26 protein-coding genes and 1 pseudogene are annotated in these 26,244 nt (G+C 74.6%); 17 read left to right on the top strand and 10 right to left on the bottom strand.

Features of this window, described 5'->3' with window-relative positions; all coding sequences use genetic code 11:
- The first annotated feature begins 141 nt into the window (after nt 1-141).
- The 3 genes from erm to VKZ81_RS00165 are packed head-to-tail and all read left to right on the top strand — an operon-like array spanning nt 142 to nt 3,562.
- The gene (gene erm, locus VKZ81_RS00175) at nt 142-918 is read left to right on the top strand and encodes a 23S ribosomal RNA methyltransferase Erm (RefSeq protein ID WP_324239276.1); all 777 of its coding nucleotides are present in this window, start codon (nt 142-144) and stop codon (nt 916-918) included.
- Nucleotides 919-977: 59 nt separating this feature from the next.
- Nucleotides 978-1,730 (top strand): DnaE2-dependent mutagenesis accessory factor ImuA', encoded by a 753-nt coding sequence (gene imuA' / locus VKZ81_RS00170; protein WP_324239275.1) that lies wholly within the window; start codon nt 978-980, stop codon nt 1,728-1,730.
- Entirely contained in the window at nt 1,727-3,562 is a 1,836-nt protein-coding gene (locus VKZ81_RS00165) for a DNA polymerase Y family protein (RefSeq protein WP_324239274.1), read from the top strand. The genes imuA' and VKZ81_RS00165 overlap by 4 nt, the downstream gene beginning before the upstream one ends.
- A gap of 4 nt (nt 3,563-3,566) precedes the next feature.
- On the opposite strand, the gene VKZ81_RS00160 is transcribed toward VKZ81_RS00165, so the two are convergent.
- The 4 genes from VKZ81_RS00160 to VKZ81_RS00145 are packed head-to-tail and all read right to left on the bottom strand — an operon-like array spanning nt 3,567 to nt 7,952.
- The gene (locus VKZ81_RS00160; RefSeq protein ID WP_324239273.1) at nt 3,567-4,985 is read right to left on the bottom strand and encodes a M28 family metallopeptidase; all 1,419 of its coding nucleotides are present in this window, start codon (nt 4,983-4,985) and stop codon (nt 3,567-3,569) included.
- Between the two features lie 19 nt (nt 4,986-5,004).
- The gene (locus VKZ81_RS00155) at nt 5,005-5,829 is read right to left on the bottom strand and encodes an ATP-binding cassette domain-containing protein (RefSeq protein WP_324239272.1); all 825 of its coding nucleotides are present in this window, start codon (nt 5,827-5,829) and stop codon (nt 5,005-5,007) included.
- The gene (locus VKZ81_RS00150) at nt 5,826-6,875 is read right to left on the bottom strand and encodes an ABC transporter permease (RefSeq protein ID WP_324239271.1); all 1,050 of its coding nucleotides are present in this window, start codon (nt 6,873-6,875) and stop codon (nt 5,826-5,828) included. The genes VKZ81_RS00155 and VKZ81_RS00150 overlap by 4 nt, the downstream gene beginning before the upstream one ends.
- A gap of 3 nt (nt 6,876-6,878) precedes the next feature.
- Nucleotides 6,879-7,952 carry a sugar ABC transporter substrate-binding protein gene (locus VKZ81_RS00145; RefSeq protein WP_324239270.1) on the bottom strand — a complete coding sequence of 358 codons (1,074 nt, stop codon included), beginning with the start codon at nt 7,950-7,952 and terminating at the stop codon, nt 6,879-6,881.
- A gap of 153 nt (nt 7,953-8,105) precedes the next feature.
- On the opposite strand from VKZ81_RS00145, the gene VKZ81_RS00140 reads away from it, so the two are divergent.
- The 5 genes from VKZ81_RS00140 (at nt 8,106) to VKZ81_RS00120 (ending at nt 11,122) form a co-directional block, all read left to right on the top strand.
- Nucleotides 8,106-9,134, top strand: coding sequence for a LacI family DNA-binding transcriptional regulator (locus VKZ81_RS00140; RefSeq protein ID WP_324239269.1), 1,029 nt, complete (start codon nt 8,106-8,108; stop codon nt 9,132-9,134).
- Nucleotides 9,135-9,236: 102 nt separating this feature from the next.
- Nucleotides 9,237-9,617: a MerR family transcriptional regulator gene (locus tag VKZ81_RS00135; RefSeq protein ID WP_324239268.1), complete on the top strand. Its 381-nt coding sequence runs from the start codon at nt 9,237-9,239 to the stop codon at nt 9,615-9,617.
- Nucleotides 9,614-9,946: a thioredoxin family protein gene (locus VKZ81_RS00130; RefSeq protein ID WP_324239267.1), complete on the top strand. Its 333-nt coding sequence runs from the start codon at nt 9,614-9,616 to the stop codon at nt 9,944-9,946. The genes VKZ81_RS00135 and VKZ81_RS00130 overlap by 4 nt, the downstream gene beginning before the upstream one ends.
- Nucleotides 9,947-10,010: 64 nt before the next feature.
- A complete protein-coding gene (locus VKZ81_RS00125) occupies nt 10,011-10,190 on the top strand; it encodes a hypothetical protein (RefSeq protein ID WP_324239266.1) in 180 nt (59 codons plus the stop codon).
- Nucleotides 10,191-10,228: 38 nt separating this feature from the next.
- Nucleotides 10,229-11,122 (top strand): aminoglycoside phosphotransferase family protein, encoded by an 894-nt coding sequence (locus VKZ81_RS00120; RefSeq protein ID WP_324239265.1) that lies wholly within the window; start codon nt 10,229-10,231, stop codon nt 11,120-11,122.
- 2 nt (nt 11,123-11,124) lie between these two features.
- Here VKZ81_RS00120 and aspS read toward each other — a convergent pair whose 3' ends face one another.
- Nucleotides 11,125-12,048: an aspartate--tRNA(Asn) ligase gene (gene aspS / locus VKZ81_RS00115; RefSeq protein WP_324239264.1), complete on the bottom strand. Its 924-nt coding sequence runs from the start codon at nt 12,046-12,048 to the stop codon at nt 11,125-11,127.
- Nucleotides 12,049-12,194: 146 nt separating this feature from the next.
- Nucleotides 12,195-12,404: pseudogene (locus VKZ81_RS00110) on the bottom strand (OB-fold nucleic acid binding domain-containing protein); the annotation flags it as partial.
- A gap of 245 nt (nt 12,405-12,649) precedes the next feature.
- Here VKZ81_RS00110 and VKZ81_RS00105 point away from each other — a divergent pair.
- Together VKZ81_RS00105 and VKZ81_RS00100 are read left to right on the top strand one after the other, a co-directional pair.
- Complete coding sequence (locus tag VKZ81_RS00105) at nt 12,650-15,985, top strand: error-prone DNA polymerase (RefSeq protein WP_324239263.1); 3,336 nt, start codon at nt 12,650-12,652, stop codon at nt 15,983-15,985.
- 22 nt (nt 15,986-16,007) lie between these two features.
- Nucleotides 16,008-17,417: a serine hydrolase domain-containing protein gene (locus tag VKZ81_RS00100; protein WP_324239262.1), complete on the top strand. Its 1,410-nt coding sequence runs from the start codon at nt 16,008-16,010 to the stop codon at nt 17,415-17,417.
- A gap of 457 nt (nt 17,418-17,874) precedes the next feature.
- On the opposite strand, the gene VKZ81_RS00095 is transcribed toward VKZ81_RS00100, so the two are convergent.
- Entirely contained in the window at nt 17,875-18,849 is a 975-nt protein-coding gene (locus VKZ81_RS00095) for an acyl-CoA desaturase (RefSeq protein ID WP_324239261.1), read from the bottom strand.
- Nucleotides 18,850-19,198: 349 nt separating this feature from the next.
- Between VKZ81_RS00095 and VKZ81_RS00090 the strand changes: the two genes are divergently transcribed.
- From VKZ81_RS00090 to VKZ81_RS00060, 7 genes are all read left to right on the top strand, one after another.
- Nucleotides 19,199-19,840 (top strand): TetR/AcrR family transcriptional regulator, encoded by a 642-nt coding sequence (locus VKZ81_RS00090; RefSeq protein WP_324239260.1) that lies wholly within the window; start codon nt 19,199-19,201, stop codon nt 19,838-19,840.
- Between the two features lie 12 nt (nt 19,841-19,852).
- On the top strand, nt 19,853-20,095 hold the full coding sequence (locus VKZ81_RS00085; protein ID WP_324239259.1) for a hypothetical protein: 243 nt from the start codon (nt 19,853-19,855) through the stop codon (nt 20,093-20,095).
- A gap of 87 nt (nt 20,096-20,182) precedes the next feature.
- On the top strand, nt 20,183-20,779 hold the full coding sequence (locus VKZ81_RS00080; protein ID WP_324239283.1) for a DUF5994 family protein: 597 nt from the start codon (nt 20,183-20,185) through the stop codon (nt 20,777-20,779).
- A 27-nt stretch (nt 20,780-20,806) separates the two neighbouring features.
- On the top strand, nt 20,807-20,968 hold the full coding sequence (locus VKZ81_RS00075) for a DUF6307 family protein (RefSeq protein ID WP_324239258.1): 162 nt from the start codon (nt 20,807-20,809) through the stop codon (nt 20,966-20,968).
- Nucleotides 20,969-21,720: 752 nt separating this feature from the next.
- Nucleotides 21,721-22,581, top strand: a complete 861-nt coding sequence (locus VKZ81_RS00070) for a bifunctional methylenetetrahydrofolate dehydrogenase/methenyltetrahydrofolate cyclohydrolase (protein WP_324239257.1) — start codon at nt 21,721-21,723, stop codon at nt 22,579-22,581.
- On the top strand, nt 22,578-22,874 hold the full coding sequence (locus tag VKZ81_RS00065; protein ID WP_324239256.1) for a DUF3017 domain-containing protein: 297 nt from the start codon (nt 22,578-22,580) through the stop codon (nt 22,872-22,874). Before VKZ81_RS00070 ends, VKZ81_RS00065 begins: the two co-directional genes overlap by 4 nt.
- Nucleotides 22,871-23,452 (top strand): carboxymuconolactone decarboxylase family protein, encoded by a 582-nt coding sequence (locus VKZ81_RS00060; protein ID WP_324239255.1) that lies wholly within the window; start codon nt 22,871-22,873, stop codon nt 23,450-23,452. Before VKZ81_RS00065 ends, VKZ81_RS00060 begins: the two co-directional genes overlap by 4 nt.
- 4 nt (nt 23,453-23,456) lie before the next feature.
- Here the strand turns inward: VKZ81_RS00060 and VKZ81_RS00055 are convergent, their stop codons facing one another.
- Genes VKZ81_RS00055 through VKZ81_RS00045 form a run of 3 tightly spaced genes read right to left on the bottom strand, consistent with a single transcriptional unit; the run spans nt 23,457 to nt 26,006 of the window.
- Entirely contained in the window at nt 23,457-24,419 is a 963-nt protein-coding gene (locus VKZ81_RS00055; RefSeq protein ID WP_324239254.1) for an ABC transporter ATP-binding protein, read from the bottom strand.
- Nucleotides 24,416-25,228, bottom strand: a complete 813-nt coding sequence (locus VKZ81_RS00050; protein WP_324239253.1) for an ABC transporter permease — start codon at nt 25,226-25,228, stop codon at nt 24,416-24,418. The genes VKZ81_RS00055 and VKZ81_RS00050 overlap by 4 nt, the downstream gene beginning before the upstream one ends.
- On the bottom strand, nt 25,221-26,006 hold the full coding sequence (locus tag VKZ81_RS00045) for an ABC transporter permease (RefSeq protein ID WP_324239282.1): 786 nt from the start codon (nt 26,004-26,006) through the stop codon (nt 25,221-25,223). Before VKZ81_RS00045 ends, VKZ81_RS00050 begins: the two co-directional genes overlap by 8 nt.
- Between the last annotated feature and the right edge of the window lie 238 nt (nt 26,007-26,244).

Raw genomic sequence — 26,244 nt, 5'->3', positions numbered from 1 at the left:
GACGTGGCTTCCGCAACACGTCCTTGGCGCGACGCTCGGGCGCCGCGCAGCTGATCGTCTTCTCGTTCTCGACAGGCCGTCCGCGCTGCGCGCGCCCGATCCGGACCCTCGTCCCGATCGATGCGAAGCGCAGGTTCCCGCATGCCCTCATCCTCCCGTCGCGCCGTCGGCGGACGGCACGAACTCGGCCAGAACTTCCTCGTCGACCGCCGCGTGGCCGCGCGCATCGCCGCGCTGGTCCCGCCCGGCCCCGTCCTCGAGCTGGGCGCGGGCGACGGCGCGCTGACCCGGCGGCTCGCCGCCCGGGCGGGCACCGTCACCTCCGTCGAGCTCGACCCCGACCGCGTCGCCGCGCTGCGGCGCACCCTCGGCGGCCGGGTCCGCGTGGTGCACGCCGACCTGCTGCGGTTCCGGCTGGACCGACCCCACCACGTCGTGTCGAACGTCCCCTTCGGCATCACGACGCCCCTGCTGCGCCACCTGCTCCGGCAACGCGCGTGGACCACCGCGGTGCTCCTGCTGCAGTGGGAGGTCGCGCGCAAGCGCGCCGCCGTCGGCGGCACCACGCTGCTCACCGCGAGCTGGTGGCCCTGGTACGAGTTCGGCCTCGCCGGTCGCGTGCCCGCCTCGGCGTTCCGGCCGCGGCCGAGCGTCGACGGCGGCATCCTCGTCATCCGCAGGCGCCCGGAGCCCCTGGTGCCGGACGAGGAGCGCGCGGCCTACCAGCGGCTGGTGCGGGAGGCCTTCCGCGGCGACCGGCTGCTGCCCGCGCTGCGGGGGCTGCCCGCGCCGCACCGGTGGCTCGCGGCGCACGGGCTGTCCAAGCGGGCCCGGCCGGGTGAGCTGGACGCCGGGGCGTGGGCCGCCCTGCACCGCTGCGCGAGCGCCCGGCTTGAGCGGGCGCCCAGGCCCCGCTAGCATCGAACACACGTTCGATGCCGCCTTCCCCGCGGTAGGGACCCTTGGGGAGGCATGCGTTGGGTGTACGTGTTGTCGCAGGGCTTCCGGCCGACCCGGCCGGCCGGCTCGAGCTCGCCCGCGGGCTGTTGCGGCGCATGGAGGACCGGTCGGCGGCGGTGCGGGCCGCGCCGGTGCCGGAGGCGGACGGGCGGGTGCTCCCGGTGGCCGAACCGCTCGCCCGGCTGCTGCCCGCGGGTGGGCTGCGCCGCGGTTCCACGGTCGCGCTCCCGCCCGGGCCCGCCGCCACGTCGCTGCTGTTCGCGCTGATCGCGGAGGCTTCCGCCGGGGGAGCGTGGGCGGCCGTGGTCGGCAGGCCGGGGCTCGGGCTGGTGGCGGCGGCCGAGGCGGGCGTGCGGCTGGAGCGGCTCGCGCTCGTCCCCGAGCCGGGGCCCGACCTGGTGGCCGTCGTCGTCGCGCTGCTCGACGGGATGGACGTCGTGGCGGTGGCGGGCGCGGAGCGGGTCCGGGCGGCCGAGCGGCAGCGCCTGGCCGCCCGCGCGCGCCAGCGCGGCGCGGTGCTGGTGGCGCTCGGGTCGTGGCCGGGGGCCGACCTCGAGCTCGCCTGCACCGACGTCGGGTGGCACGGCCTGGGCACCGGGGCGGGCCGGCTGCGGGAGCGGCGGGTCGGGGTGCGGGTGCGCGGCCGGGGCACGGCGGCGGCCGGGCGGTCGGGCGCCGTGCTGCTGCCGGGGCCCGACGGCGCCGTGGCCCCGGCCCCGCGGGGCCCGGCGGTGGCGCCGCTTCGCGAGGTCGAGCGGGTGGCGGGATGAGCCGGCCCGCGACCCCCACGCGGGTGCTGGCGCTGTGGTCGCCCGACTGGCCGGTCACCGCGGCAGCCATGGCGGCCCGCGTCCCCACCCACCGGCCCGCGGCCGTGGTCGTCGCCAACCGGGTGCTCGCGTGCTCGGCGGTCGCGCGGGCGCACGGGGTGCGGCGTGGGCTGCGCAGGCGGGAGGCGCAGGCGCGGTGCCCCGACCTCGCGGTGCTCGCGCCCGACCCCGACCGCGACGCCCGCGCGTTCGAGCCGGTCGTCGCCGCCGTCGAGGAGCTGGCGCCGGGGGTCGAGGTGGTCCGGCCCGGGCTGGTGGCGCTGCCCGCGCGGGGGCCGGTGAGCTGGTTCGGCGGGGAGCTGGAGGCCGCGGAGGCCCTGGTCGACCAGGTCGCGGCCCGCACCGGCGTCGAGTGCCAGGTCGGGGTGGCCGACGGGCTGTTCGCCGCGGTGCTCGCCGCCCGCAGGGCGCTGATCGTCGCGCCCGGCGACACCCCGGCCTTCCTGGCTCCGCTCGGCGTCGAGGAGCTGGACCGCGAGCCCGACGTCGACCGCTCCGAGCTGGTCGGGTTGCTGCGCAGGCTCGGGCTGCGCAGTCTGGGCGCGTTCGCCGCGCTCGACCCCGAGGACGTCGCCTCCCGGTTCGGCGCCGACGCGGTGCTGTGCCACCGGCTCGCGCGCGGCCTCGACCCCCGCCCGCCGGTGCGGCGCACCCCGCCGGAGGAGCTCGCGGTCGAGGTCGAGCTGGACCCGCCCGTCGACCGGGTCGACGCGGCCGCCTTCGCCGCCCGCGGGCTCGCCGAGCGGCTGCACCGCACGCTCGCCTCCCACGGCCTGTCGTGCACCCGGCTCGGCGTCGCCGCGCGCACCGTGGGTGGGGAGGAGCTGCACCGCATCTGGCGGTGCGCCGAGCCGCTCACCCCGGCCGGCACCGTCGACCGGGTCCGCTGGCAGCTGGACGCCTGGCTCACCCGCCGCAGGCGCGCGGGCGACCTGCCCGACGAGGCGGAGGGCGGCGCGGTGGCCCTCCTCCGGCTGGTGCCGGAGGAGACCGTCACCGCGGGGGCCCTGCAGCTGGGGCTGTGGGGCGACGTCGGGGAGGCCGACGAGCGCGCCGGGCGCGCGCTGGTGCGGGTGCAGGCGCTGCTCGGGCCGGAGTCGGTCGTCACCGCCGTCCTCGTGGGCGGGCGGGATCCGGACGAGCAGGTCCGGTTCGTCCCGTGGGGGGACGACCGCGACCTCGGGCTCCCCGCCCCCGCCGCCGAACCGCCCGAGCGGCGCCTACGCCCGGCGGGCTCGGACGCGAGCGCCCCGGCGGGCGAGGAGCGCACCTGGGCGAGCTCCGGGCCCGACGTCGCACCCGCGGGCTGGCCGGAGGACGTCGTGCGCAGCACCGGCCGGGTGTCCGCGGCCGACCTGCCCGAGGCGGAACGCATGCGCACCACCAACCGGCGCCGCCGGGTCCCGGCCCCGCGCCGCCCCGCCGGCCGCCCCGTCCCCCGCGACCCGCCGCCGTCGTGGCCGGGCCGGCTCCCCGCGCCGTCCCCGGCCACGGTGCCGCCCCGGCCGATCCCGGCCGAGCTGACCGCCGCCGACGGCAGCCCGGTGCGGCTCCGCGCGCCCGACCTGCTCCTCGGGCTGCCGGGCTTCGTCGCGGTCGACGGCGGCGCGCCGCGGCGGGTGCAGGGGTGGGCGGGCCCGTGGCCGGTGCAGCAGCGGTGGTGGGAGGGGCGGTCCGAGGCCAGTCGGCTGCAGGTCGCCCTCGACGACGGCGGCGCGCTGCTGCTCGTCTTCCGCGACGACCGGTGGTGGGTCGCGGGCGAGTACGACTGACCCGTCAGCCCGTCGTCAGCTCCTCGGTGGAGAGGGCGAACCGGGCCAGGGCGGAGGCGACCGCGTCGGTGTTGCGGTCGAGGGCGGTGCGGTCGATCGTGTCCAGGCGGTCGCACGGCTGGTGGTAGCAGCGGTCGAACGCCTCGCCCGCGGTGCCGCCCCAGCGCTGCGCCTCCTCGGCCGACTTGGTCTCCTCGGCGCCGGTGAACAGCCCGCCGGAGGGGATGCCCCGCTCGATGAACGGGCCGTAGTCGGAGCGGCCGCTGAAGTCGGTGCCCGCGGCCTGCACGCCCGCGGCGGCCAGGCCCTCGACGAGGGCGCGCTCGATGGCGGCCGAGCCGGGCGGGCCGGGGCCGTCGCCCTCGCGGTCGGAGTCGTCGCCGTCGTAGACGAGGTAGCCGGCGTTCGGGGAGCCGACCATGTCGAGGTTCACGTACAGCGCGATCCGGTCGCGCTCCGGTTCGGCGAGCCCGTCGAGGTAGGCGGTGGAGCCGACGAGGCCGACCTCCTCGGCGCCCCAGAACGCGAACCGCACGGCGTTCGCCACCGGCGGCGACCCGCCCAGCTGCACGGCGGTCTCGAGCAGCGCCGCCACGCCGGAGCCGTTGTCGTTGATGCCGGGGCCATCGGGCACCGAGTCCAGGTGCGCGCCCGCGACGACCACCTCGTCCGGGTTCCCGGTGCGGGTCTGGGCGATCACGTTGCGGCTCGCCGTCTCCTCCACGGTGGTGACCAGCGTGAGCGTGACCGGCGCACCGACCCGCCCGGCCAGCGCGTCGCCCGCCGACCGGCTCACCCCGCCGGTGGGCACCACGCCGGTCGCGCCGTCGCCGAGCGTGCCGTCGTCCAGCGGTCGGTCCTCGTTGTTGATCACGATCACCCCGACCGCGCCCGCCGTGGCGGCCTGCGCGGCCTTCTGGGCGAACGTGCACGTGCCGCGCCGGACGAGGGCCACCGACCCGGGGGCGACGCCCGCCGCGTCCGCGGGGTCGCAGCCCTCGCCCGCCATGGCGCTGAGCGGTCCGGTGACGCCCTCCTCCGGCGTGGTGGGCGAGAACCCGAGCGCCGAGACCTCCACGGCCTCGCCGCCCACCGTCAACTCCTCGCGCTGAACCTCGAACCGGCGCGCGCTGAACTCCGGGGTCTGCACGTCGTAGCCGGCGTCGCGCAGCACGCCCGCCACGTACTCGACGGAGGCGTCGTAGCCGGGGGTGCCGAGCGCCCGGTTGCCGCCGCTGGAGTCGGCGATGCGCTGCAGCTCGGCCAGGTGCGCCAGCGCGCCGTCGCCGGAGACGTCCTCGACCAGGCGGGACGGCAGCTCCGGGTCGGGCGCGGGTGGTGGCGGCGCGGTCGGCGCCGGGGCGGGCGCCCCGCACGCCATCGCCGTGACCGCCACCAGCACCACCGGGCTCGCCCACCGCATGCCCGGCAGTCTGCCCGTTTCAGGCCACCGGCGGGGGAGGCTCGACCGCGCCCGTCATGATCGCCACCGCCTCGGACATCGTGTGCGACTGCGGGGTGATCACCGTGGCGCGCCTGCCGAGCCGCTGGATGTGGATCCGGTCGGCCACCTCGTAGACGTGCGGGATGTTGTGGCTGATGAGGATCACCGGCAGGCCGCGGTCGCGGACGTCCCGCAGCAGCTGCAGCACCCGGTTGCCCTCCTTGACGCCCAGGGCCGCCGTCGGCTCGTCGAGGATCAGGACCTTGCTGCCGAAGGCGGCCGCCCGCGCCACCGCCACACCCTGGCGCTGCCCACCGGAGAGGCTCTCCACCGCCTGCCGGATGTTCTGCAGGGTGGTGATGCCGAGCTCGGTCATGTGCCGCTTCGCCTCGGACCGCATGTGCTTGCGGTCGAGCATCCGGAACACCGAGCCGAGGACCCCCGGCTTGCGCTCCTCGCGGCCGAGGAACAGGTTGTCGGCGATGTCGAGGGCGGGCGCGACGGCGAGGTTCTGGTAGACGGTCTCGATGCCTGCCCGCCGGGCGTCCATGGGGCTGCGGAACTGCACCCGCTCCCCGTCCAGGTAGATCTCCCCCTCGTCGGGGATGAGCGCCCCGCACAGCGCCTTGACCAGGCTGGTCTTGCCTGCGCCGTTGTCGCCGATGATCGCGAGGATCTCGCCGGGGTAGAGCTCGAGGTCGCAACCCGCGATCGCGGTGACGCGGCCGTAGCGCTTCACGAGCCCCCTGGCCTCGAGGACGGGGGTGCGGGCGGGGGCGCTCGCCGCGCCCGCGGCGCCCGCTGCGTGCGCCGAAGGGGTCATGCCCGCACCTTCCTGATCCACTGGTCGAGGGACACGGCGACGAGCACCAGCAGGCCGATGGCGAAGCCCTGCCACACGACGTCGACGCCCGCGAGCTGCAGCCCGTTCTGGAACACGCCGACGATGAGGGCGCCGACCAGCGTGCCGAGCACGAGGCCCCGCCCGCCGAACAGGCTGGTGCCGCCGAGCACGACCGCGGTGATGGAGTTGAGGTTGTACTCGATGCCGACGTTCGGGCTCGCCGACGCGAGCCGGCCGATCAGGATCCAGGCGCCGATCGCGTAGATGAGCCCCGCGACCACGTAGACCGAGAACAGCACGCGGCCGGTGCGGATACCGGCGAGGCGGGCGGCCTCGATGTCGTCCCCGGTGGCGTACACGTGCCTGCCCCATGCGGTGTAGCCCAACGCGTAGTAGAAGAACGCGAAGAGCAGCAGCATGATCACCGACCCGTAGGTGATCCGGAAGTCGCCGATCGGGAACGTGGTGCCGGTCCAGGTCAGCAGCGGGGGCATGTCGGTGCCGCGGACGGTCTCGCTGCGCGACACCACCGCGTTGAGCGAGAAGAAGATCGACAGCGTGCCCAGCGTGACGATGAACGGCGGCAGCGCGACCCGGGTGACCAGGAAGCCGTTGAACGCCCCCATCGCGGTGCCGCACACCAGCCCGACCACCAGCGAGGCGGCGCCGGACATGCCCAGGTCGGTGGCCAGGTTGGCCATGATGATCGACGAGAACACCGCGATCGCGCCGACGGACAGGTCGATGCCCGCGGTGAGGATCACCAGCGTCTGGCCGAGCGCGAGCACGGCGATGACCGTGACCTGCTGCATCACGAGCCCGAGGTTGGCGGCCGTGAGGAATCGGCCGTTCACCAGCGAGAACGCGATGATCGCGAGCAGCAGCACGGCCAGCGGGCCGAGGATCGGGTGGGCGTGCAGCACGTGCTGCAGCCGCTGCAGCGGCGTCTCGGCCCGCCGCTCCTCGAAGCCGAGTGGCTGGGGCTCGGCCGCCGTGGCGACCGAGCCCTTCGCGTCGTCCGCCATGGATCAGCCCCAGCAGTTCTCGAGGCCGAACGTCGTGTCCTGCGACGGGACGCCGGGCTGCGGCTCGTCGGTGATGAGCGTGACACCGGTGTCGACGAAGTCCTTGCCCGGGGTGCTCGCGGGCTTGGTGCCGTCCTGCGCGTACTGCGCGATGGCGGCGACCCCTTCCGAGGCCATCTTCAGCGGGTACTGCTGCGAGGTGGCGCCGATGATCCCGGCCTTGACGTTCTCGACGCCGGGGCAGCCGCCGTCGATGGACACGATCTCGATGTCGTTCTCGCGGCCCGCGGCCTTGATGGCCTCGTAGGCGCCCGCTGCGGCCGGCTCGTTGATCGTGTAGACGAGGTTGATCGACGGATCGCGCTGCAGGAGGTTCTCCATCGCGGTGCGGCCGCCCTCCTCGGCGCCGTCGGTGACGTCGTGGCCGGCGATCCGCGGGTCGTTCTCGTCGCCGATCTGCGTCGGGTCGCCGATGTCGATGCCGAAGCCCTGCAGGAAGCCCTGGTCGCGCTGGACGTCGACGGTCGGCCGGTTCGGCGACAGGTCGAGCATCGCGATCCTGGGCTCCTTGCCCTCCGACTCGAACTTCGCCTTCGCCCACTGCCCGATGAGCAGGCCGGCCTGGAAGTTGTCGGTGGCGAAGGTGGCGTCCGCGGCGTCCGGCGGCTCGGTCTGGGTGTCGAGCGCGACCACGAACAGCCCCTGCTGCCGCGCCCGGTCGAGCGTGGGGACGATCGCCTTCGAGTCGTTGGGGGTGATCAGGAAGCCGGCCGCGCCCGCGGAGATCAGCGTCTCGATGGCCTGGACCTGCGACTCGTTGTCGCCGTCCTGGCGGCCCGCGAAGCTCTGCAGCTCGACGCCCCACTGCTCGGCCGCCGCCTCGGCGCCCTCGCGCATCTTGACGAAGAACGGGTTGGTGTCGGTCTTGGTGATGAGACCGACGATCGGCCGGTCGCCGTCGCCGCCTCCGCCGCCGCTGGCTTCGGACCCGCCACCGCACGCGGCGAGCACGAGGGCCGCCGCGGCCCCGATGGCGATCGCGCCTGCCCGCCTGCGGGCCGCCACTGCTCTGTTCATCGCACGACCTCTCGTCATCGTCGACGTGAAGACAACGTTGTCGAAACTGTGGCGGGCACCACGTCGCCGCCACAAGGGTGTTCTGGGCATGGCTTTGTAACGAAGTGGTCACGGCGACAACGTTGTCAAAGCAGCGACGGCCATGCTGCGCTGGTGAAGACCGGTCCGGTGCGGCGGCGCCGCCCCACGATGCGCGACGTCGCCCAGCGCGCCGACGTCAGCCTCAAGACGGTCTCGCGCGTGGTCAACGACGAGCCCGGCGTCTCGACCGCGCTCGCGGTGCGGGTGCGGCGGGCGATCGAGGAGCTCGGCTTCCGCCCCCACCCCGGTGCCCGCCTGCTGCGCACCGACGGCCGCACGTCGGCGATCGCCCTGCTGCTCGAGGACGTGGCCAACCCGTTCTCGGCCGCGGTGCAGCGCGCCGTCGAGAACGTGGCGCGGGAGCGTGGCGTGGTGGTGTTCTCCGCCAGCATCGACGAGGACCTCGACCGGGAACGCGCCCTCGCCCGCGAGTTCGGCTCCCGGCGGGTCGACGGCCTGCTGATCGCGCCGGCGGGGGACGACCAGTCCTACCTCGCCGACGAGCTCCCGTCCGACACCCCGATCGTCTGCGTGGACCGCGAGGCGCGCGGCCTCGCCGTCGACTCGGTGATCACCACCAACGCGCTCGGCGCGGCCGAGGCCGTGCGGCACCTCGCCGCGGCCGGGCACCGGCGCATCGCGTTCCTCGGCGACCGGCGCTCGATCCGCACGGCCGAGCAGCGCTACGCCGGCTACCGCGACGCCCTCGACTCGCTCGGCCTGCCGCTTGACCCCGGCCTCGTGGTGCACGACCTGAAGGAGTCCGGGGAGGCCGACGGCGCGGTCACGGCCCTGCTCGCCCGCCCCGACCCGCCGACCGCCCTGTTCACCGCCCAGAACATGATCACGATCGGGGCGGTGCGGGCGCTGCGCAGGCTGGGCGCGGAGTGGTCCGTCGCGCTGGTCGGGTTCGACGACGTCCCGCTCGCCGACCTGCTCACGCCCGGCGTCACCGTGGTCGCGCAGGACCCGACGGCGATCGGGCGGACCGCGGCGACCCTGCTGTTCGCCCGGATCGCGGGAGACACGAGCCCACCCGCGGTGCGCCTGGTGCCCACGACGCTGATCCGCAGGGGCTCGGGCGAGCTGCCGCCTCGCTGATCCCGACGAACGGCGCGTTCGTCGGTACCTATCCGACGAGCGCGCCGTTCGTCGGAAAGTGGTGTGGCCTTCACGTCGGCGTCGGGGTTCAGCGTCGCCTGCGTGCGGATCGGTGAGCTGGGGCGGCGGGCCGGGGTGACCACCCGGACGCTGCGGCACGACGAGGCGCTCGGCCTGCTCGAGGCGCGGCGGCGGGCCAGCGGCTACCGCGACTACGACGAGCGCGACCTCGCGCTCGTCACCGAGATCCGGTCGCTGGTCGACCTCGGGTGCACGCTCGAGGAGACGCGCCCGTTCGTCGAGTGCCTGCGCGCGGGCCACCCCGCCGGCGCGAGCTGCCCGGGCTCGCGCGCCGTGCAGCGCAAGAAGCTGGGCGAGGTCGACGCGTGGCTCGCCCGGCTGCACGCCGTGCGCGACGAGCTGGTGGCGCAGCTCGGTGATCCGCCCGCCCCCCGCTGCTGCTTCGCCGAGGAGGACCGATGATCGTCACGGTGTCCGACGACACGTTCGACGAGACCGTGCTGCGCGCCGAGCTGCCGGTGCTCGTCGACTTCACCGCCGACTGGTGCCCACCCTGCAAGATGATCAAGCGGGTGCTGCGCGAGCTCGCCGCCGAACACGCCGGGCGGCTCGTCGTCGCCGAGTTCGACGTCGACGCCAACCCGCGCACCGCGCAGGCCGCGGGCGTGCTGGGGATGCCCACGCTGAACCTGTACGTCGGCGGTCGGGTCGTCACGCAGGTGGTCGGCGCGCGGCCGAAGGCCGTGATCGCGGCGGCGCTCGCCGAGCACCTTCCGCTGGTCGGGGCCTGATCCGGGGAATGAATCACCGGGCCGAGACGTTGGTTGACGTATGCTAAACAATTCGGTCTCCTACGTGATGACCTCGACGGGCGAGCGGATCGGGTACGACACGTGCTTCGCGCCCCACTGCATGCGCCCGCTGAGCCTGTGCACCTGTCCGGGTGGCCCGACGCCGCCCTACCTCGGCCCCGACGCCGGTGACCTGACGCCGGTACCGGGCCCGGCCGCCCCCGAGGCGCCGCTCGCCGCCTGATCGGCTACCGCTGCTGCCCTGTCGCTACCGTCGGTGACGTGGAGCTGCCGGACGTCGTGCGGGCGAAGGCGGAGCAGGCGGGCGCGGGCGCGTGGGTGGCGGGCCTGCCCGAGCTGGTCGCCGGGCTGGAGCGGGACTGGGGCATCACGGTCGGGCGGGCCTACCCCGACCCCACCGAGGCGTTCGTCGCCGAGGCCGAGCTCACCGACGGCACCCCGGCCGTGCTGAAGCTGCTCGTCCCGCGCCCCGGCCAGGCGGCCGACGAGATCACCGTGCTGCGGCTCGCCGGCGGCGAGGGATGCGTCCGCCTGCTCGCGTCGGACGTCGAGCGGCACGCGCTGCTGCTGGACCGGCTCGGCCCGTCGCTGTACGAGCTCGGCGTACCGATCGAGCGCAGGCTGGAGATCATGTGCGGGCTGGCGGCCCGGCTGTGGCGGCCCGCCCCCGACGCGGGCCTGCGCACGGGCGCCGAGAAGGGCCGGTGGCTCGTCGAGCACATCCTCCGGATGTGGCGCGACCTCGGCGGGCCCTGCTCCCGCGCCGCCGTCGACCACGCGCTCGTCTGCGCGGACCGGCGGATCGCCGCGCACCGGCCGGAGCGCGCCGTGCTGGTGCACGGCGACGTGCACCAGTGGAACACCCTGCAGACCCGCGACGGCGGGTTCGCCCTCGTCGACCCGGACGGCCTGCTCGCCGAGCCCGAGTACGACCTGGGCGTCCTCATGCGCGAGGACCCGGTCGAGCTGATGGCGGGCGACCCGCGCGACCGCGCCCGCGCGCTCGCCGCCCGCACCGGGTGCGACCCGGTCGCGATCTGGGAGTGGGGCGTGGTCGAGCGCGTCTCGACGGGCCTGCTCGCCACCGCGATCGGGCTGCAGCCGGTCGGGTCCCAGATGCTGGCGGCGGCCGACGCGATCGCCCGCTCGGCCTGAGCTCAGGGCGCGAGGCGGTGCAGGTCGCGGGGGAAGAGCGTCGTGAGCCTGATGTTGTCCGCCCCCACCAGGCGCGCCACCCACCGCTCCAGCCCGATCGCGAAGCCGCCGTGCGGCGGCATGCCGTGCCGGAACGCCTGCAGGTACGGCTCGTAGGCCTCGACCGGTTCGCCGCGCTCGGCGAGGGCGCGCGCGTAGTCGGCGTGCTCGTGCAGCCGCTGGCGGCCGGTCACCAGCTCGAGGCCCCGGAACAGCAGGTCGAACGAGTTCGTCCAGCGGGGGTCGCCGGGCTCGGGGTGGGTGTAGAAGGGGCGCCTGCGCGCGGGGTAGCCCTCGACGGCCACGAAGTCCGACCCGTGCTCCGAACGCGCCCACCGGCCGATGCGCCGCTCGTGCTCCGGCGCCAGGTCGGGCTCGTCCGGGTCGGCGCCGACCAGCGCGAGCGCGTCCCGGAAGTGGATCACCGGGATCCGCTCGGGCACGTCCGGCAGGCGCGAGCCCGCGACCCGCGCCGCCGCGCCCGCCTCGGTGCGGATCGCGTCGACCATCCCGGCGAGCACGTCGCGCAGCACCGCGAGCACGTCGCGGTGGTCCCGGACGAAGCCGAGCTCGACGTCGAGCGAGACGTACTCGGCGAGGTGCCGCACGGTGTCGTGGGGCTCGGCGCGGAACACCGGGCCGACCTCGTAGACCCGCTCGAACACCCCGACCATGATCTGCTTGTAGAACTGCGGCGACTGCGCGAGGTACGCGGGCCGGCCGAAGTGGTCGACCGCGAAGACGTCCGCGCCCGACTCGGCGGAGCCGCCCACCAGCTTCGGTGACGGGATCTCGGTGAACCCCCGCTCGTCCAGCGTGCGGCGGAACCCGCGCAGCGGCGCGGCCGCGAGCCGCCACACCGCGGCCCGGGCCGGGGGGGGCGCCACGCGACCGGGGCGTGGTCGAGCAGCGTGGGCAGGCCGGCGTCCAGGATCGGGTGCCACGGCGGCACCGGTGGCGGGGCGGCCGAGCCCAGCACGGTGAACTCCGGGTCGGTGAGCTCGGCGCCGCCGGGGGCCTTCGGGTCGGCGACCACCGTGCCCTCGACCGCGACGACGGTCTGTTCGCCGAGCGCGTCGAGCCGCTCGTGTCCGCCGGGGACGACGACCTGGGCGAGCCCGCTGCGGTCGCGGACCACGACGAACCCGACCCGGGACAGCCGCCTGCGGCGGTGGACCCACCCCTGCACCGTGACGCGCTGCCCGACCCGGCGGTGCAGGTCGGCGGTGAGCGTCCTGGGCATCGGCACCTCCTCGGTTCGCGTTCCCCGGGAGGTGTGGGCGATCGGGTCGCCGGTCGGTGACGGTGACCGGCCGGGCGGCTCGGGGGTCGTCACTCCCGTCGTCGCCACCGCGGCGGACGGTAGCGGGTGGCGCGTCGCCGGGCACCGGGTTTTCGGCCGTGACCGGGCCGCCACGCGCCGTGGTGTGACCGATTCGCCTGGTCGGGCGGTTGAGACGATCTCGAACGTCTGTTCGACTCTCGGGTGTGGGCTGGAACAACCCGGATGTCCCGTGGCAGGAGCTGGAGGCGGCGCTGTCGGGCCGCACGCGCGATGCGCCGAACCTCGCGGGCCCGCCCGACGGCGGCGACGGCCCGGCGTGGTCGCGCAAGCGGGAGCCCTACGTGCCCCCGCCGGTCGAGGGGCCCGAGGCGCGCGTGCCGTACGCCGAGCTGCACTGCCACTCCAACTTCAGCTTCCTCGACGGCGCGAGCCACCCGGAGGAGCTGGTCGAGCAGGCGGCGCGGCTGGGCCTTTCCGCGATCGCGCTCACCGACCACGACGGCATGTACGGGGTGGTCCGGTTCGCCGAGGCCGCCGCCGAGCTGGGCGTCCGCACCGTCTTCGGCGCCGAGCTCTCCCTCGGCCTCAGCGCCCCGCAGAACGGGGTGGCCGACCCGGAGGGCAGCCACCTGCTGCTGCTCGCCCGTGGGCCGGAGGGCTACCGCGGGCTCTGCCGCACGATCAGCAGGGCCCAGCTGCGGGGGCAGGAGAAGGGGCGGCCGGTCTACGACCTCGACGAGGTGGGGGCCGACACCGCGGGGCAGGTCGTCGTGCTCACCGGCTGCCGCAAGGGCGCGGTGCGCCAGGCGCTGCGCTCCGGCGGGCGCGACGCCGCGGCCAAGGAGCTGCGCCGGCTCGTCGAGCGGTTCGGCGCCGACCACGTGGCCGTCGAGCTCACCCACGCCGGGCTGCCCACCGACACCGAGCTGAACGACGCGCTCGCCGAGCTGGCCCGCGACCTGCGCCTGCCCACGGTGGCCACCACCGCGGCCCACTACGCCACCCCGCGCCGGTACCCGCTGGCCACGGCCATGGCCGCGGTGCGGGCCCGGCGCAGCCTCGACGAGGCCGACGGCTGGCTGCCGCCCGCGGGCACCGCCCACCTGCGCTCCGGCGCGGAGATGGCCGCGCGGTTCGACACCCGCTACCCCGGCGCGGTGGCGCGGGCGGCCGAGATCGGCACCGCGTGCGCGTTCCCGATCCGGCTCGTCGCGCCGGACCTGCCCCCGTTCGACGTCCCGCCGGGGCACGACGAGGCGAGCTGGCTGTGGGAGCTGATCCAGCGCGGGATGGCCGTCCGCTACGGCAGCCACGCCGAGCACCCCGAGGCCATCGAGACGATCCGGCGCGAGTTCGAGATCATCAAGCAGAAGAACTTCCCCGGCTACTTCCTGATCGTCCACGACATCGTCGAGTTCTGCCGCAAGGCCGACATCCTCTGCCAGGGCCGCGGCTCGGCCGCCAACTCGGCGGTCTGCTACGCGCTGGGCATCACCAACGTCGACGCGGTGGCGATGGGGCTTTTGTTCGAGCGCTTCCTGTCCCCGGCCAGGGAGGGCTACCCGGACATCGACCTGGACATCGAGTCCGGCCGCCGCGAGGAGGTCATCCAGTACGTCTACGCCAAGTACGGCCGCGGGTGCGCCGCCCAGGTGGCCAACGTGATCACCTACCGGCCGCGCTCCGCCGTCCGCGACATGGCCAAGGCGCTCGGGTTCTCCCAGGGCCAGCAGGACGCGTGGAGCAAGCAGATCGAGCGGTGGAGCGGGCCCGTCGCCGACGCGCCCGCCGACGTGCCCGACCAGGTGGTCGAGCTCGCCGACCAGCTGCTCGGCTTCCCGCGCCACCTGGGCATCCACTCCGGCGGCATGGTCATCTGCGACCGGCCGGTGTCGGAGGTGGTGCCCGTCGAGTGGGCGCGCATGCCGGGGCGCAGCGTCGTGCAGTGGGACAAGGACGACTGCGCGTACGCGGGGCTGGTCAAGTTCGACCTGCTCGGGCTGGGCATGCTCACCGCCCTGCACCTGATGATCGACCTGGTCGAGGAGAACCACGGCCGGAAGGTCCAGCTGCACGAGCTGCAGCCCACCGACCCGGACGTCTTCGCGATGCTCGCGCGCGCCGACTCGGTGGGGGTGTTCCAGGTGGAGTCGCGGGCGCAGATGGCCACGCTGCCCCGGCTCAAGCCGCGCACGTTCTACGACCTCGTCGTGGAGGTCGCGCTGATCCGCCCCGGCCCCATCCAGGGCGGCTCCGTCCACCCCTACATCCGCAGGCGCAACGGCCTCGAGGAGTGGGACTACGACCACCCGCTGCTCAAGGGCGCGCTGGAGAAGACCCTGGGCGTGCCGCTGTTCCAGGAGCAGCTCATGCAGATCGCGGTGGACGTCGCCGGGTTCTCCGCCGCCGACGCCGACGAGCTGCGCCGCGCCATGGGCGCCAAGCGGTCGGAGGAGAAGATGGAGCGGCTGCGCGGCCGCTTCTTCGCCGGCATGGCGACCAGGGGCATCACCGGCGAGGTGGCCGAGGGGATCTTCCGCAAGATGCTGGCGTTCGCCAACTTCGGGTTCCCGGAGAGCCACGCGATCAGCTTCGCGTCGCTGGTCTACTACAGCGCCTGGTTCAAGCTCTACTACCCGGCCGCGTTCTGCGCCGCGCTGCTCAACGCCCAGCCGATGGGCTTCTACTCGCCCCAGTCGCTGGTGGCCGACGCGCGCAGGCACGGGGTGCTCACCCGCGGCCCCGACGTCAACCTTGGGCGGGCCGAGGCGATCCTGCAGCCCGACCCGCTCTCCACCGGCGGGCAGGCCATCCGGCTCGGGCTCGCCGAGGTGCGCGGCATCGGCACCGAGCTGGCCGAGCAGATCGTCGCCGAGCGCGACCGGGGCGGGCCGTACCGCGACCTCGCCGACCTCGGCCGCCGCGTCCGGCTCACCGTGCCGCAGGCCGAGGCGCTCGCCACCGCGGGGGCGTTCGGCAGCCTCGGCATCGACCGCCGCTCGGCGCTGTGGGCGGCCGGGGTGGTCGCGGCCGTGCGGCCCGAGCAGCTGCCCGGCACCGCCGTCGGGCTGGAGGCGCCCGCCCTGCCCGGGCTCACCGACGTCGAGCTCACCGCCGCCGACATCTGGGCCACCGGCGTCTCGCCCGGCACCCACCCCATGCAGCACCTGCGCGAGCGGCTCGACGCGCTCGGCGCCGTGCGGATCGACGCCCTCGACGCGATCGGCCGCTCCATCCCGCCCGGCGACCCGGAGCACCCGATGCCGCGGGTGCTCGTCGGCGGGATCGTCACCCACCGGCAGCGGCCCGCCACCGCCCGCGGGGTCACGTTCCTCAACCTGGAGGACGAGAGCGGCATGCTCAACGTGACCTGCTCGGAGGGGCTGTGGGCGCGCTACCGCACGGTGGCGGTCAGCAGCACCGCGCTGCTCGTGCGCGGGCGGCTGGAGCGCAGCCCGGAGGGCGTGCTCAACCTGGTGGCCGACCGGCTGCAGAAGCTGCCGCTCACGGTGCCGGTGAAGTCGCGCGACTTCCGCTGAGGCGCCGTGCTGGACTTCACCCGTGGGAGCCCTCGGCCGCGCCGCATCTGCCGTGGTGGCGCTGGGATGCGTCGCCGCCGCGCTGCTCGGCGCCCCGCCCGCCGCGGCGGCCTTCGAGCCCGCGACCATCGACCGCTACCTCGCCGATGGCCTCGCCGCGACCGGCTTGCCGGGGATGGCCGTCGCGGTCGTCCGCGGGGGCGAGGTGGTGCACGTCGCCGGGTACGGCACGGACGGGAACGGCGACCCGGTCACCCCGCGCACGCCGTTCCGGGTCGGGTCGCTGACGAAGTCGTTCACGGCGGCGGCGGTGCTGCAGCTGGCGGCCGAGGGCCGCGTCGACCTCGACGCCCCCGTGCGCGCCTACCTGCCGGGCTTCCCCGTGGTGGGGCCGATCACCGTCCGGCACCTGCTCAACCAGACCAGTGGCCTCGCCGACCCCGCCATCCCGTCGCTGAACGACCCCCACCAGGACCTGGCGCAGCGGGTGGCGAGCCTGCGCGACGTGCGGCCGGTGAGCGAGCCGGGCCGCGAGTTCCACTACTGCGACGTCAACTACCAGGTGCTCGCTCAGCTGGTCGAGGTCGTGTCCGGACGGTCGTGGGCGGAGAACCTCGGCGAGCGGGTGTTCGCCCCGCTCGGGGCGGCGGACAGCGTCGCGGGCGCCACCACGACGCAGGCCGGGGCGCCGCCGGGCCACGTCCTGCTGTTCGGCGTGCCGGTCGCCCGCCCGGAGCTCGACGGGCTGGTCGCCGGCTCGGGTGGCGTGGTGTCGACCGCGCTGGACATGGGTCGCTGGCTCGCGGCGCAGGCGTCCGGCGGCGGGCCCGTGCTGCGGCCCGGAGACGTCGCCCTGATGCAGACCCCACCGCCGGGCGTGGCCGGGGGCTACGCCATGGGTTGGCAGGTCGTCGCGCCCGGCCGGCTCGCGCACACCGGGGTGCTCTCGACCTACAGCGCGATCCAGGTGCTGCTCCCCGGGAGCGGCCAGGGGTTCGTGCTGCTGTTCAACGGCAGCAACGCGCTGGCCGACACGGCCGGCCTCGCCGCCGGGCTCGCCGACCTCCTCACCGGTGGGACCGAGCCGCCCGGCCCGCGGAGCACCGCGCTGGTGGCCGCCGCGCTCGGCGCCGCCGCCGTCGCGGTGCTCGCCCTGCGGGTGCGCCAGCTCGCCCGGGTGCCGCGGTGGCGGGGGCGCGCCCGCGGGTGGAGGGCGGTGGCGGGGCCGGCTTGGCTCCTGCTCCCGACGGCGCTGCTCGCCGGGCTGCCCACGCTGCTCAGCGCGCTGATCGGGCGGTCGTTCACCTTCTGGCAGCTCTGCCTGGCGATGCCGGACGTGGTGGTCCTGATCGCGGTGTGGGCGCTGTCGGGGGTCGCGCTCGCCGCCGCCCGGACGGTGGCGATCACCCGGCGACCCGCTGCGCGGGAGTAGGCTGCTGTTGCAGAAGGATTCGCGGCAACCTCCGGATCGTTTCGTTCGCGGTTCGCCATCTCGATCATCCGCGAGGCCGAGAAGGGAGAGCACCGACCACCGTCGGCGCTCGGTCGCCTCATCCCGTCCGTCTTGACGCTTAGCCGGTGGCGGCGCCGAGTACAGCGAAAAGTAGCTGCCCGACCCCGACGCATCGCCTGATTCCCAGGCGGAGCTGCGACAGAACGGAAGTCGGCGATGATCACTTTTCTCGGGGCATTCATCTTCGCGACGGTCATCGTGATCGGTTTGCTCGACCGCGACAGCGGCCTCCGCCTTCTGCAGAAGTACGAATCGCCGTGGCAGGTGGGTCCGCGACGCGATCCGCGGAGGCCGGCACGGCGACGTCGAGCCCGCGACTCCTGAGGCCTCAGGTTGTGAGTTCCCGGTCCCGACACCGCCGCGACCGGCCGGGATGTCAGCTCGAGGCGGCGAGCTTCGCGAGGCGGGCGGGGGTGGGCCAGCGCACGTCGCGGGTCCAGCCGAGCTTCTCGAACACCCGGATCAGGCCGGCGGACAGGTCGATCTGGCCGGGTTGAACACCGTGGCGGGCGCATGTGGGGTCGGCGTGGTGCAGGTTGTGCCATGACTCGCCGAGGGACAGGATCGCCAGCGGCCAGAAGTTGGTCGCCTTGCCCTGGGCGGCGAAGGGTCGCTCGCCGATCATGTGGCAGATCGAGTTGATCGACCACGTGACGTGGTGCAGCACGCCCACGCGGACCAGCCCGGCCCAGAAGAACGAGGTGACCGCACCCCAGAACGACATGCTGATCAGACCGCCGATCAGGGCGGGCGCGAGCAGGCTGATCACGGTGAACAGCGGGAACAGCCTGCTGATGCGGGCGATGTCGCGGTCGGCGAGCAGGTCGGGGGTGAAGCGGGCGGCGTTGGTGCGGTCCTTGCCGAACATCCAGCCGAGGTGGGCGTGGAAGAAGCCCTTGGCCAGCGCGACGGGAGTGGTGCCGAACAGCCACGGGGAGTGCGGGTCGCCCTCCTTGTCGGAGAAGGCGTGGTGGCGGCGGTGGTCGGCCACCCAGGTGATGACGTCGCCCTGCAGGGCCATGCTGCCTGCGATCGCCAGGCCGTTGCGCAGACCCCGGTTGGCCTTGAACGCGCGGTGGGTGAAGTGGCGGTGGAAGCCGACGGTGACGCCGAAGGCGGACAGCAGGTAGAAGCCGACGGCGAGGCCGATGTCGGTCCAGCCCAGCGCCCAGCCCCAGGCCAGCGGTGCGGCTGCGAGCAGCGCGAACGTCGGGATCAGGGTGAAGAGGTAGACCAGCACGCTCTCGCCGGGCGGCCGCCGACCGTCGAGGACGGGTTTGGCGGCGCCGCGTCGGGAATCGCTGGTCGGCGCTGTGCCACCGCGGTTGGCGGTCGCAGGGGTCGACGTCATGTCGGATGCTCCTTGGGTATCGGGCGTGCAGCAGTCGCGCCGCGAGGTCTGGGCGGCGGCGCGAGCCGTTCGGAAGGGCCCTGCGGCGGGACGACGTCCGCGGGCCTTCCAAGACGTCCCGTCCCGGAGTACCCGGGATCGACGGATGTAGCACTACACCGTGGGCTACAAAATAGCGCTACGATGTAGACTCTACAGTGTAGCGGTGAGACCATCCGCTGATGGTGGGGCCGCACGCGACGAGCACGGAGGTGGCCGGGTGGCCGGCGACGTCGAACGCGAGCCAGAGCCCGTCGGCACCGCTGCCAGGCGACGTGTCAGGCGGCGCACCACGCTGTCTCGAACCGACGTGCTCCGCGCGGCGGTGGCGCTGGTCGATGCCGACGGGGTCGAGGCGCTGTCGATGCGGCGGCTCGGCGCGGCGCTCGGCCGTGATCCGATGCGCCTGTACCGCCACGCGTCCAGCAAGGAGGATCTGCTCGACGGGATCGTCGAGTTCGCGCTGTCCGAGCTGCCGGTTCCCGCCGTGCCCGAGGGCGGTGACTGGGAGGAGACGCTGCGGCGCAACGCACACGCCTTCCGTGCGCTCGCCCTCGCCCACCCGAATCTCGCACCGCTGATGATGACCCGGCCGCTGGCCACCCCGCTGGCCATGCGTCCGCTCGGCACGTTGCGCCCGCTCGAGGCCCTGCTGGACCTGTTCGTCGGCGTCGGGTTCGACGGTCGCGGTGCGCTGCACGCCTACCGGCTCTACATGGGCTTCCTCTACGGGCAGGTGCTCAACGAGCTGCAGGAGCGCGTACCCGCCCCGGACGAGAGCAAGGACCTGCTGTGGCTGGGGCTGCAGCGGCTGCCGGTGCGCGAGTTCCCGCGGCTGCGCGCGCTGGCCGGTGAGCTCGCCGTGTACGACGGTGCACGCGAACTCGACGAGGGCCTCGACGTCATCCTCGCCGGCTTGCGCCCGCGGACGACGTCCGTCGGCGACTCGTGAAGGGAGATCGGGATGCGGCCAGGCGACAAGATCACCCAGATCGTTCCTGCTGCGGGCTACTACGCGGTGTATCGGGAGGGGGGCGAGCTGGTGTACAACCCCGTGGCGGCCTGGGTGGTGGTCGAGGACGAGCAGGGAATCCAGCGCGTGGACGGCATCGACCCCAGCCGCGTGGGCTGGGACGGTTCGCCCTGTGGCTACGCGGGCGAATTCGTCGAGTTCGTCTACCGTGAGGAACGCGAGCGTCGCCGCTGAGAAAGCGGCCGAGCCGACGGCCTCGAGCTGTCGACGGGTGTATCGTCGGAGTTGTCGGGTTCAGCCAGTACACGGGCGCTCGAGCCCATGTCGTCCTCGGCGAAAGTCCACGCGGACGTCCGCGTCCGAGGACGGAGCACCGACATGACGTCGGATTCCACCACCCGAAGCGCTTCGACCGGTGGCCACCGCGATCTCCGGTTGCGCTTGAAGCCGCGCGGGCCCGTCACCGGTTTCGTCGACGGTGGGTGGTGGCCCCGGTCGCGAGACCTTCCGGGCGAACTACCGGCGCTGCTGGCCGTGCTCGCGGTCCGGATGGGGCCCGTCGAGGACGTGACCTACAACCTCGACACCTGGGGACCCACGCCGCGGAGGATCAGCCTCGACGGGCGGCGCGTCCGGCTCTCCGGCTACCGGTCCCAGCATCCGGCCACGATCGACGTCCTCAGCGCCGCCGACCGTGTCACGCTCCTGGTCGTAGCCCCGGACGCCGCGCCGGAGGCCGCACACAGCGCGCTGATGGCAGCCGGACATCGCGGCAACACCGACCATGTGGACGCGCTGCTGCGCGGCGAGTTCGCCCCCGGCGCGGTCGACGACGAGCTGGCGCAGCAGCGGTGGGACCTCGACGGAGGACCCGTCGACGCCGGCCGCTTCCGGCTGGTCGGCATGTCGAATCTCTGATCCGCCCGAGTCATGGAGGAATCACTCGTGGAAGGCGCAGCGAAGACCTACGTCTCGCTCTATGAACAGCGCGTCCGGCTGGTGGCGCAAGCCCTGACGCAACGCTCGAAACTGAGCGAGAAGGAGGCGTCGGATCTTGCGGTGCACGTGTTGTACGTCCTCGACCACGTCCCGGAGAAGGTGCGGTAGATGAGGGGCGGTGGAAGGAGGCGGATCACCCGCAGGAATCCACCCGATGCCGAACGGGTTGCCGAGTCCAGACATCCACTGCCATGGCGCAACGTGCCGTCCGACGGGGTGAACCACGTCGCCGACGCCAACGGGCAGCCGGTGTACGACGGCCCCGATGCGGCCGAGATGTTCCGGCTGTACAGCACGGAGGCAGAGGCCGAGGCCGAGCGAGCGGGGCAACGGGCGAGCGGCGAGACACTCCGATGAGCATGCGCAGCTCTGCGCTCGTCGGGTCGTGGTCGCGTACCCGGTGGGCCGGCGCCGCCCCGCGTAGCAGGTGAGAACACCACGCCGCGTGGAGCGGACCCCTTCTCCTCGACGTGCGTGAATCCGCGCCGGCGTGTCGGTGGCCCTGGACTCGGTCACCCCCGAGCTCGTGGCCGGGGACGAACAGCCGTGCCGGCACCCGGGTGGGGGCGGCGGTCAGCGCGGCGTCGACGCGTAGCTGAGCCGGCCGGTTCACTCGGCACGTTGCAGGGCCGACACCAGCGCCAGGGTGGACTCCGCGCCCTGGAGAGCAGACCCGCCAGGAGCAGGTCGGCCGCGCCGGGGCAGCATCCAGATTCCCGCCCGAGCGGGGAGTGCGCGAGCACGAGCTGCAGTCGGTGTGCCGACGCCACAATCGACGTGCCGCCGCCGCGACAGTTGTCGGGTGGGTCTCGGGGCACCGGCCGATGGACGGCGCGATCGCGGCTGGGAGGATGGGCCTCGTGACGGCGACGGTGATGGACGGCAAGGCGACGTTGCAGGAGCTGCTCGGCGAGCTCGCCGCGCGGGTCGAGAAGCTGAAGGCGAACGGCGTGACGCCGGGGCTCGGCACGCTGCTCGTCGGGGACGACCCGGGCTCGCACTCCTACGTGCGGGCCAAGCACCGCGACTGCGCCAAGGTCGGGATCACCTCGATCCAGCGGGAGCTGCCTGCGGACGCGACCCAGGCCGACGTCGAGCGGGCCGTCGACGAGCTGAACGCCGACCCGGCCTGCACGGCGTTCATCGTGCAGCTGCCGCTGCCGAAGGGCCTCGACGCGGGGGCCGCGCTGGGCAGGATCGACCCGATGAAGGACGCCGACGGCCTCGCCCCGGTGAGCCTCGGGCGGCTCGTGCTCGGCGAGCCGGGCCCGCTGCCGTGCACGCCGCGCGGGATCGTCGAGCTGTGCCGCCGCTACGGCGTGGACCTCAACGGGGCGCGGGTGACGGTCGTCGGCCGCGGGGTGACGGTGGGGCGGCCGCTCGGGCTGCTCTTGACCCGCCGGTCGGAGAACGCGACCGTCACCCTCTGCCACACCGGCACCAAGGACCTCGCCGCCGAGGTGCGGCGGGCCGACGTCGTGGTCGCCGCGGCGGGCGTGCAGGGGCTGATCACCGCGGACATGGTGCGGCCGGGCGCCACCGTCCTCGACGTCGGCGTCACGCGCACCGAGTCGGGGCTGGTCGGGGACGTCGCCCCCGAGGTCGCGGAGGTGGCCGGGCTGCTGGCGCCGATGCCGGGCGGGGTCGGGCCGATGACGCGGGCGATGCTGCTGACCAACGTGGTGGAGGCAGCCGAGCGGGCGGTGGGCGAGGGGTCGTGACCGCGCCGCTCCGCTCCCGCCTGCCGGTGCACGCACCGATGACGTTGGTGCTGTTCATCGCCGCTGTGGGCATGGTCAGGACGCTCACGCACCACTGGCGTGAGGGAGCGGTGCTGCTCGGCGGCGCGCTGATCGTCGCCGCGGTGCTGCGGCTGCTGCTGCCCACCGAGCGGGTGGGGCTGCTCGCGATCCGCAGCCGCCCGTTGGACGTGCTGTGCTACGCCGGGCTGGGCACGGTGATCTCGGTGATCGCCGTGACGATCACCGCGAGCCTGTTGAACGGCGGCGGATGAGCGAGCGCCGATTGCGGCCGCTGCGGCCCGACGAGCTCGACGCCGAGCAGCGCGCGGTGTACGACGCGCTGACCGACCCGCCCGGCCGGGTGCGGCGAGCGCCCGACGGGAGCCTCGAGGGCCCGTTCGACGCGATGCTGCGCGCCCCGCGTTCGGGGGCGGCGCTGCAGTCGGTGGGTGCCGCGCTGCGGTACCGCAGCGCGCTCCCGGAGCGGGTGCGGGAGCTGGCGACGTTGCAGGTGGCGGCGCACCACCGGGCGCAGTTCGAGTGGTTCGCGCACGCCCCGCTCGCGGCGGCGGCCGGGTTGCCCGCCGCGCTGGTGGAGGCGGTCCGCACCGGGGGCCCGGTGGAGCCGGAGGACGAGGCGGAGCGGGCGGCGGCGGTCGCGGTCGCGCAACTGCTCACCACCGGCGACGTCGACGACGAGGCGTGGGCGGCCGTGGTCGGCGCGCTCGGTGAGGCGGGCGCGGTCGAGCTCACCACGCTGGTGGGCTACTACTCCCTGCTCGCGATGCAGATGCGGGTGCTGCGGGTGCCGTTGCCCGACGGCGCGGAGCCCGTCGAGTTCCCGGCCTGACGGCTCACCGGCCGGCGTAGAGCGTGCGCACCAGGTCTTCGATGGACGGTTCGACGACGGTGACGTCGCGCAGCTCGACCCGCGCGGCGACCGCGGAGATCAGGGCGGCCGCGGTCGTGTCGCCGGGGGCGAACGCGAGGCGCTGGCGCAGGCCGTCGGCCTCGACGCGCACGTCGTGCACGCCGGGCAGGCCAGCCAGCGGGTCGGCGGGCGCGGCCAGCTCGACGACGACCTCGCGGGCGCCGCCGGAGCGGGCGCGCAGCGCGTCGATCGAGTCGTCGGTGACGACCCGGCCGTGGTCGATCACGACGACGCGGCGGCAGAGCCGTTCGACGTCGGCGAGGTCGTGGGTGGTGAGCAGGATCGTCACGCCGTCGACGACGTTGACCTCCTCCAGGAACGCGCGCAGCCGCTCCTTGCTCACCAGGTCGAGCCCGACGGTCGGCTCGTCGAGCACGAGCAGCTGCGGGCCGTGCAGCAGCGCCGCGGTCACCTCCGCGCGCATCCGCTGCCCCAGCGACAGCTGCCGCACGGGCACGTCCAGGAACGGGGCGAGCTGCAGCACGTCCACGCAGCGGTCGAGGCGGGCGCGGTGCCGGTCCGCGGGCACCCGGTGGACCGAGCCGAGCAGCTCGAAGCTGTCGCGCAGCGGCAGGTCCCACCACAGCTGGCTGCGCTGGCCGAACACGACGCCGAGGCGGCGGGCGAGCTCGCGGCGCTGCCGGGTGGGGTCGAGCCCGCAGACCCGCAGGCTCCCCGCGGTCGGGACGAGGATGCCGGTGAGCATCTTGATCGTCGTCGACTTGCCGGCGCCGTTCGGCCCGAGGAAGCCGACCGCCTCGCCGGGCTCGATGCGCAGGTCGACGCCGCTCACCGCGACGACGGTGCGGCGGGCGCGACGGCGGCCGACGGTGAACTCGCGGCGCAGGCCCTCGGTCGCGATGGCGGGTTCGGTGGCGCGGGTCATGACCCAGCTCCCTGGTAGTGGCGGACGGCGGTGCGCCAGATGAGCGCCGCGACGGCCGCGGCGACGACGGCGACGAGCGGTGAGGCGTAGCGCAGGGCGTGCGGCAGGCCCAGCGGGTCGGGTCGGTCGAGCAGCGCGAGGGCGGGGAAGTAGGCGACGAACGCGGCCGGAACGGCGTAGCAGGCGGCGCGACGCAGCCACGGCTCGAACACGGTGATCGGGTAGGAGGTGGTGAGCTGGGAGCCGTAGGTGAACGCATTGGCCACCTCGCGGCCCTCGACCACCCAGAACGACACCGAGCAGGTGGCCACCCAGATCGCGCCGATGATCGCGGCGCCGACCAACGGCGTGCCGACGACGAGCACCGCGTTGCGCGGGGTCGCGGCCACCCCGCCCTGCGCCAGCACCACGCCGAGCACGACGGCGGCGACGGCGACCCGGCCGAGCCGGCGCAGCTGCAGGTCGCTGGTCACGAGTTGCGGGAAGACCCCGAGCGGGCGGGCGAGCAGCACGTCCAGCTCGCCGGTGCGGATCCAGCGCGGGAGGTCGTCGAGCTGGCCGACGACGAGGTCGGCGAGCCCGAACGAGATGCCGGCGAGCGCGTAGATCAGCAGCACCTCCTCGCGGGTGAACCCGCCCAGCGAGTCGACCTGCGCGAACACGGCGAGGATGATGACCAGCTCGACGGCGGATCCGATCGCCTGTCCGAGGAGGTCGAGCGCGAACGAGGTGGGGTAGGCGAGCTGGCTGCGCACGCGGGAGGCGAGCAGCCGCAGGTAGACGCCGCGCCGGCGGGACCGGTCAGCCACCTTGCACCACCAGCTTCCGCGTGGCGCGGGCGAGCACGAGCCGGCCCGCGGCGAGCAGGACGGCGGCCCACAGCACCTGGTGGCCGATCAGCGCGGCCGTCGGCCCGCGCTCGGAGAACACGTCGATCGGCGTCTGCATCAGGGCCGGGAACGGCGTCGCGTAGAGCGCGGCGCGCAGGACGTCGGGGAAGAAGGCGAGCGGGATGGTCAGGCCGCAGGCGAGGCCGGAGCCCGACGCGTAGATGCCGACCACGCCGCGGTTGTCGAGCATCCAGAAGGCGGTGAGGTCCAGCAGGAACCGCAGGGCGAAGCTGACGACGACCGCGAGCGTCGTCGACACCGCGAACAGCACCGCCGACCAGGGGCTGTCCGGCCAGCGGAACGGCAGCACCGCGGCGCCGAACGCCACGGGCGGCGCGAGCCGGATGAGCACCGCGTGCCCCGCCCGGCCGATGTCCTGCGCGAGCAGCGCGGCCTGCAGGTTCCACGGGCGGGCGAGGTCGATGGCGACGTCGCCGGAGCGCACGCGCTCGGCGAGCTGCCGGTCCGGCCACAGCAGGACGACGGCGAGCAGGCCCTGCCCCAGCCAGACGAACGTGCTGGTGTCGGCGGCGTCGTAGCCGGCGACGCGGCCGGCGGGCGCGACGACCGCCAGCAGCACGGCGACCCGCAGCAGGCCGAACACGGTGTTGGTGAACAGCCCGGCGAAGCTCGCGGTGAGGTAGGTGGAGTGGCGCCGGAAGCCGGCCCTGACCAGGAGCAGGTAGGGCGGGAGCACGTCGGTCAACGCTAAACCCCCGCGCAAGCGGTTTCCGCGCCCCTCCGTTGCAGTATGGCCACCTTCATGCGGTGAGGTGGCATGAAGGTGGCCATGCTGCAATCCCCACCGCGGCGAGCCCGGCTGGCGCGCCACGTTCGGCGCGGTCGCGCTGGCCGGGGCGGCCGCGGCGGCCGGCCTGCTCGCGACGGTGCCCACAACGCCGCCCGGGCCGGTCCCGCGGCTGCGGGAGCAGCTC

It is taken from the genome of Pseudonocardia sp., from assembly GCF_035305885.1.
In the GTDB taxonomy this organism is placed as follows: domain Bacteria; phylum Actinomycetota; class Actinomycetes; order Mycobacteriales; family Pseudonocardiaceae; genus Pseudonocardia.
Note: the sequence above shows the minus strand (reverse complement) of the source record. Positions and strands in the feature narration are given on the sequence as shown.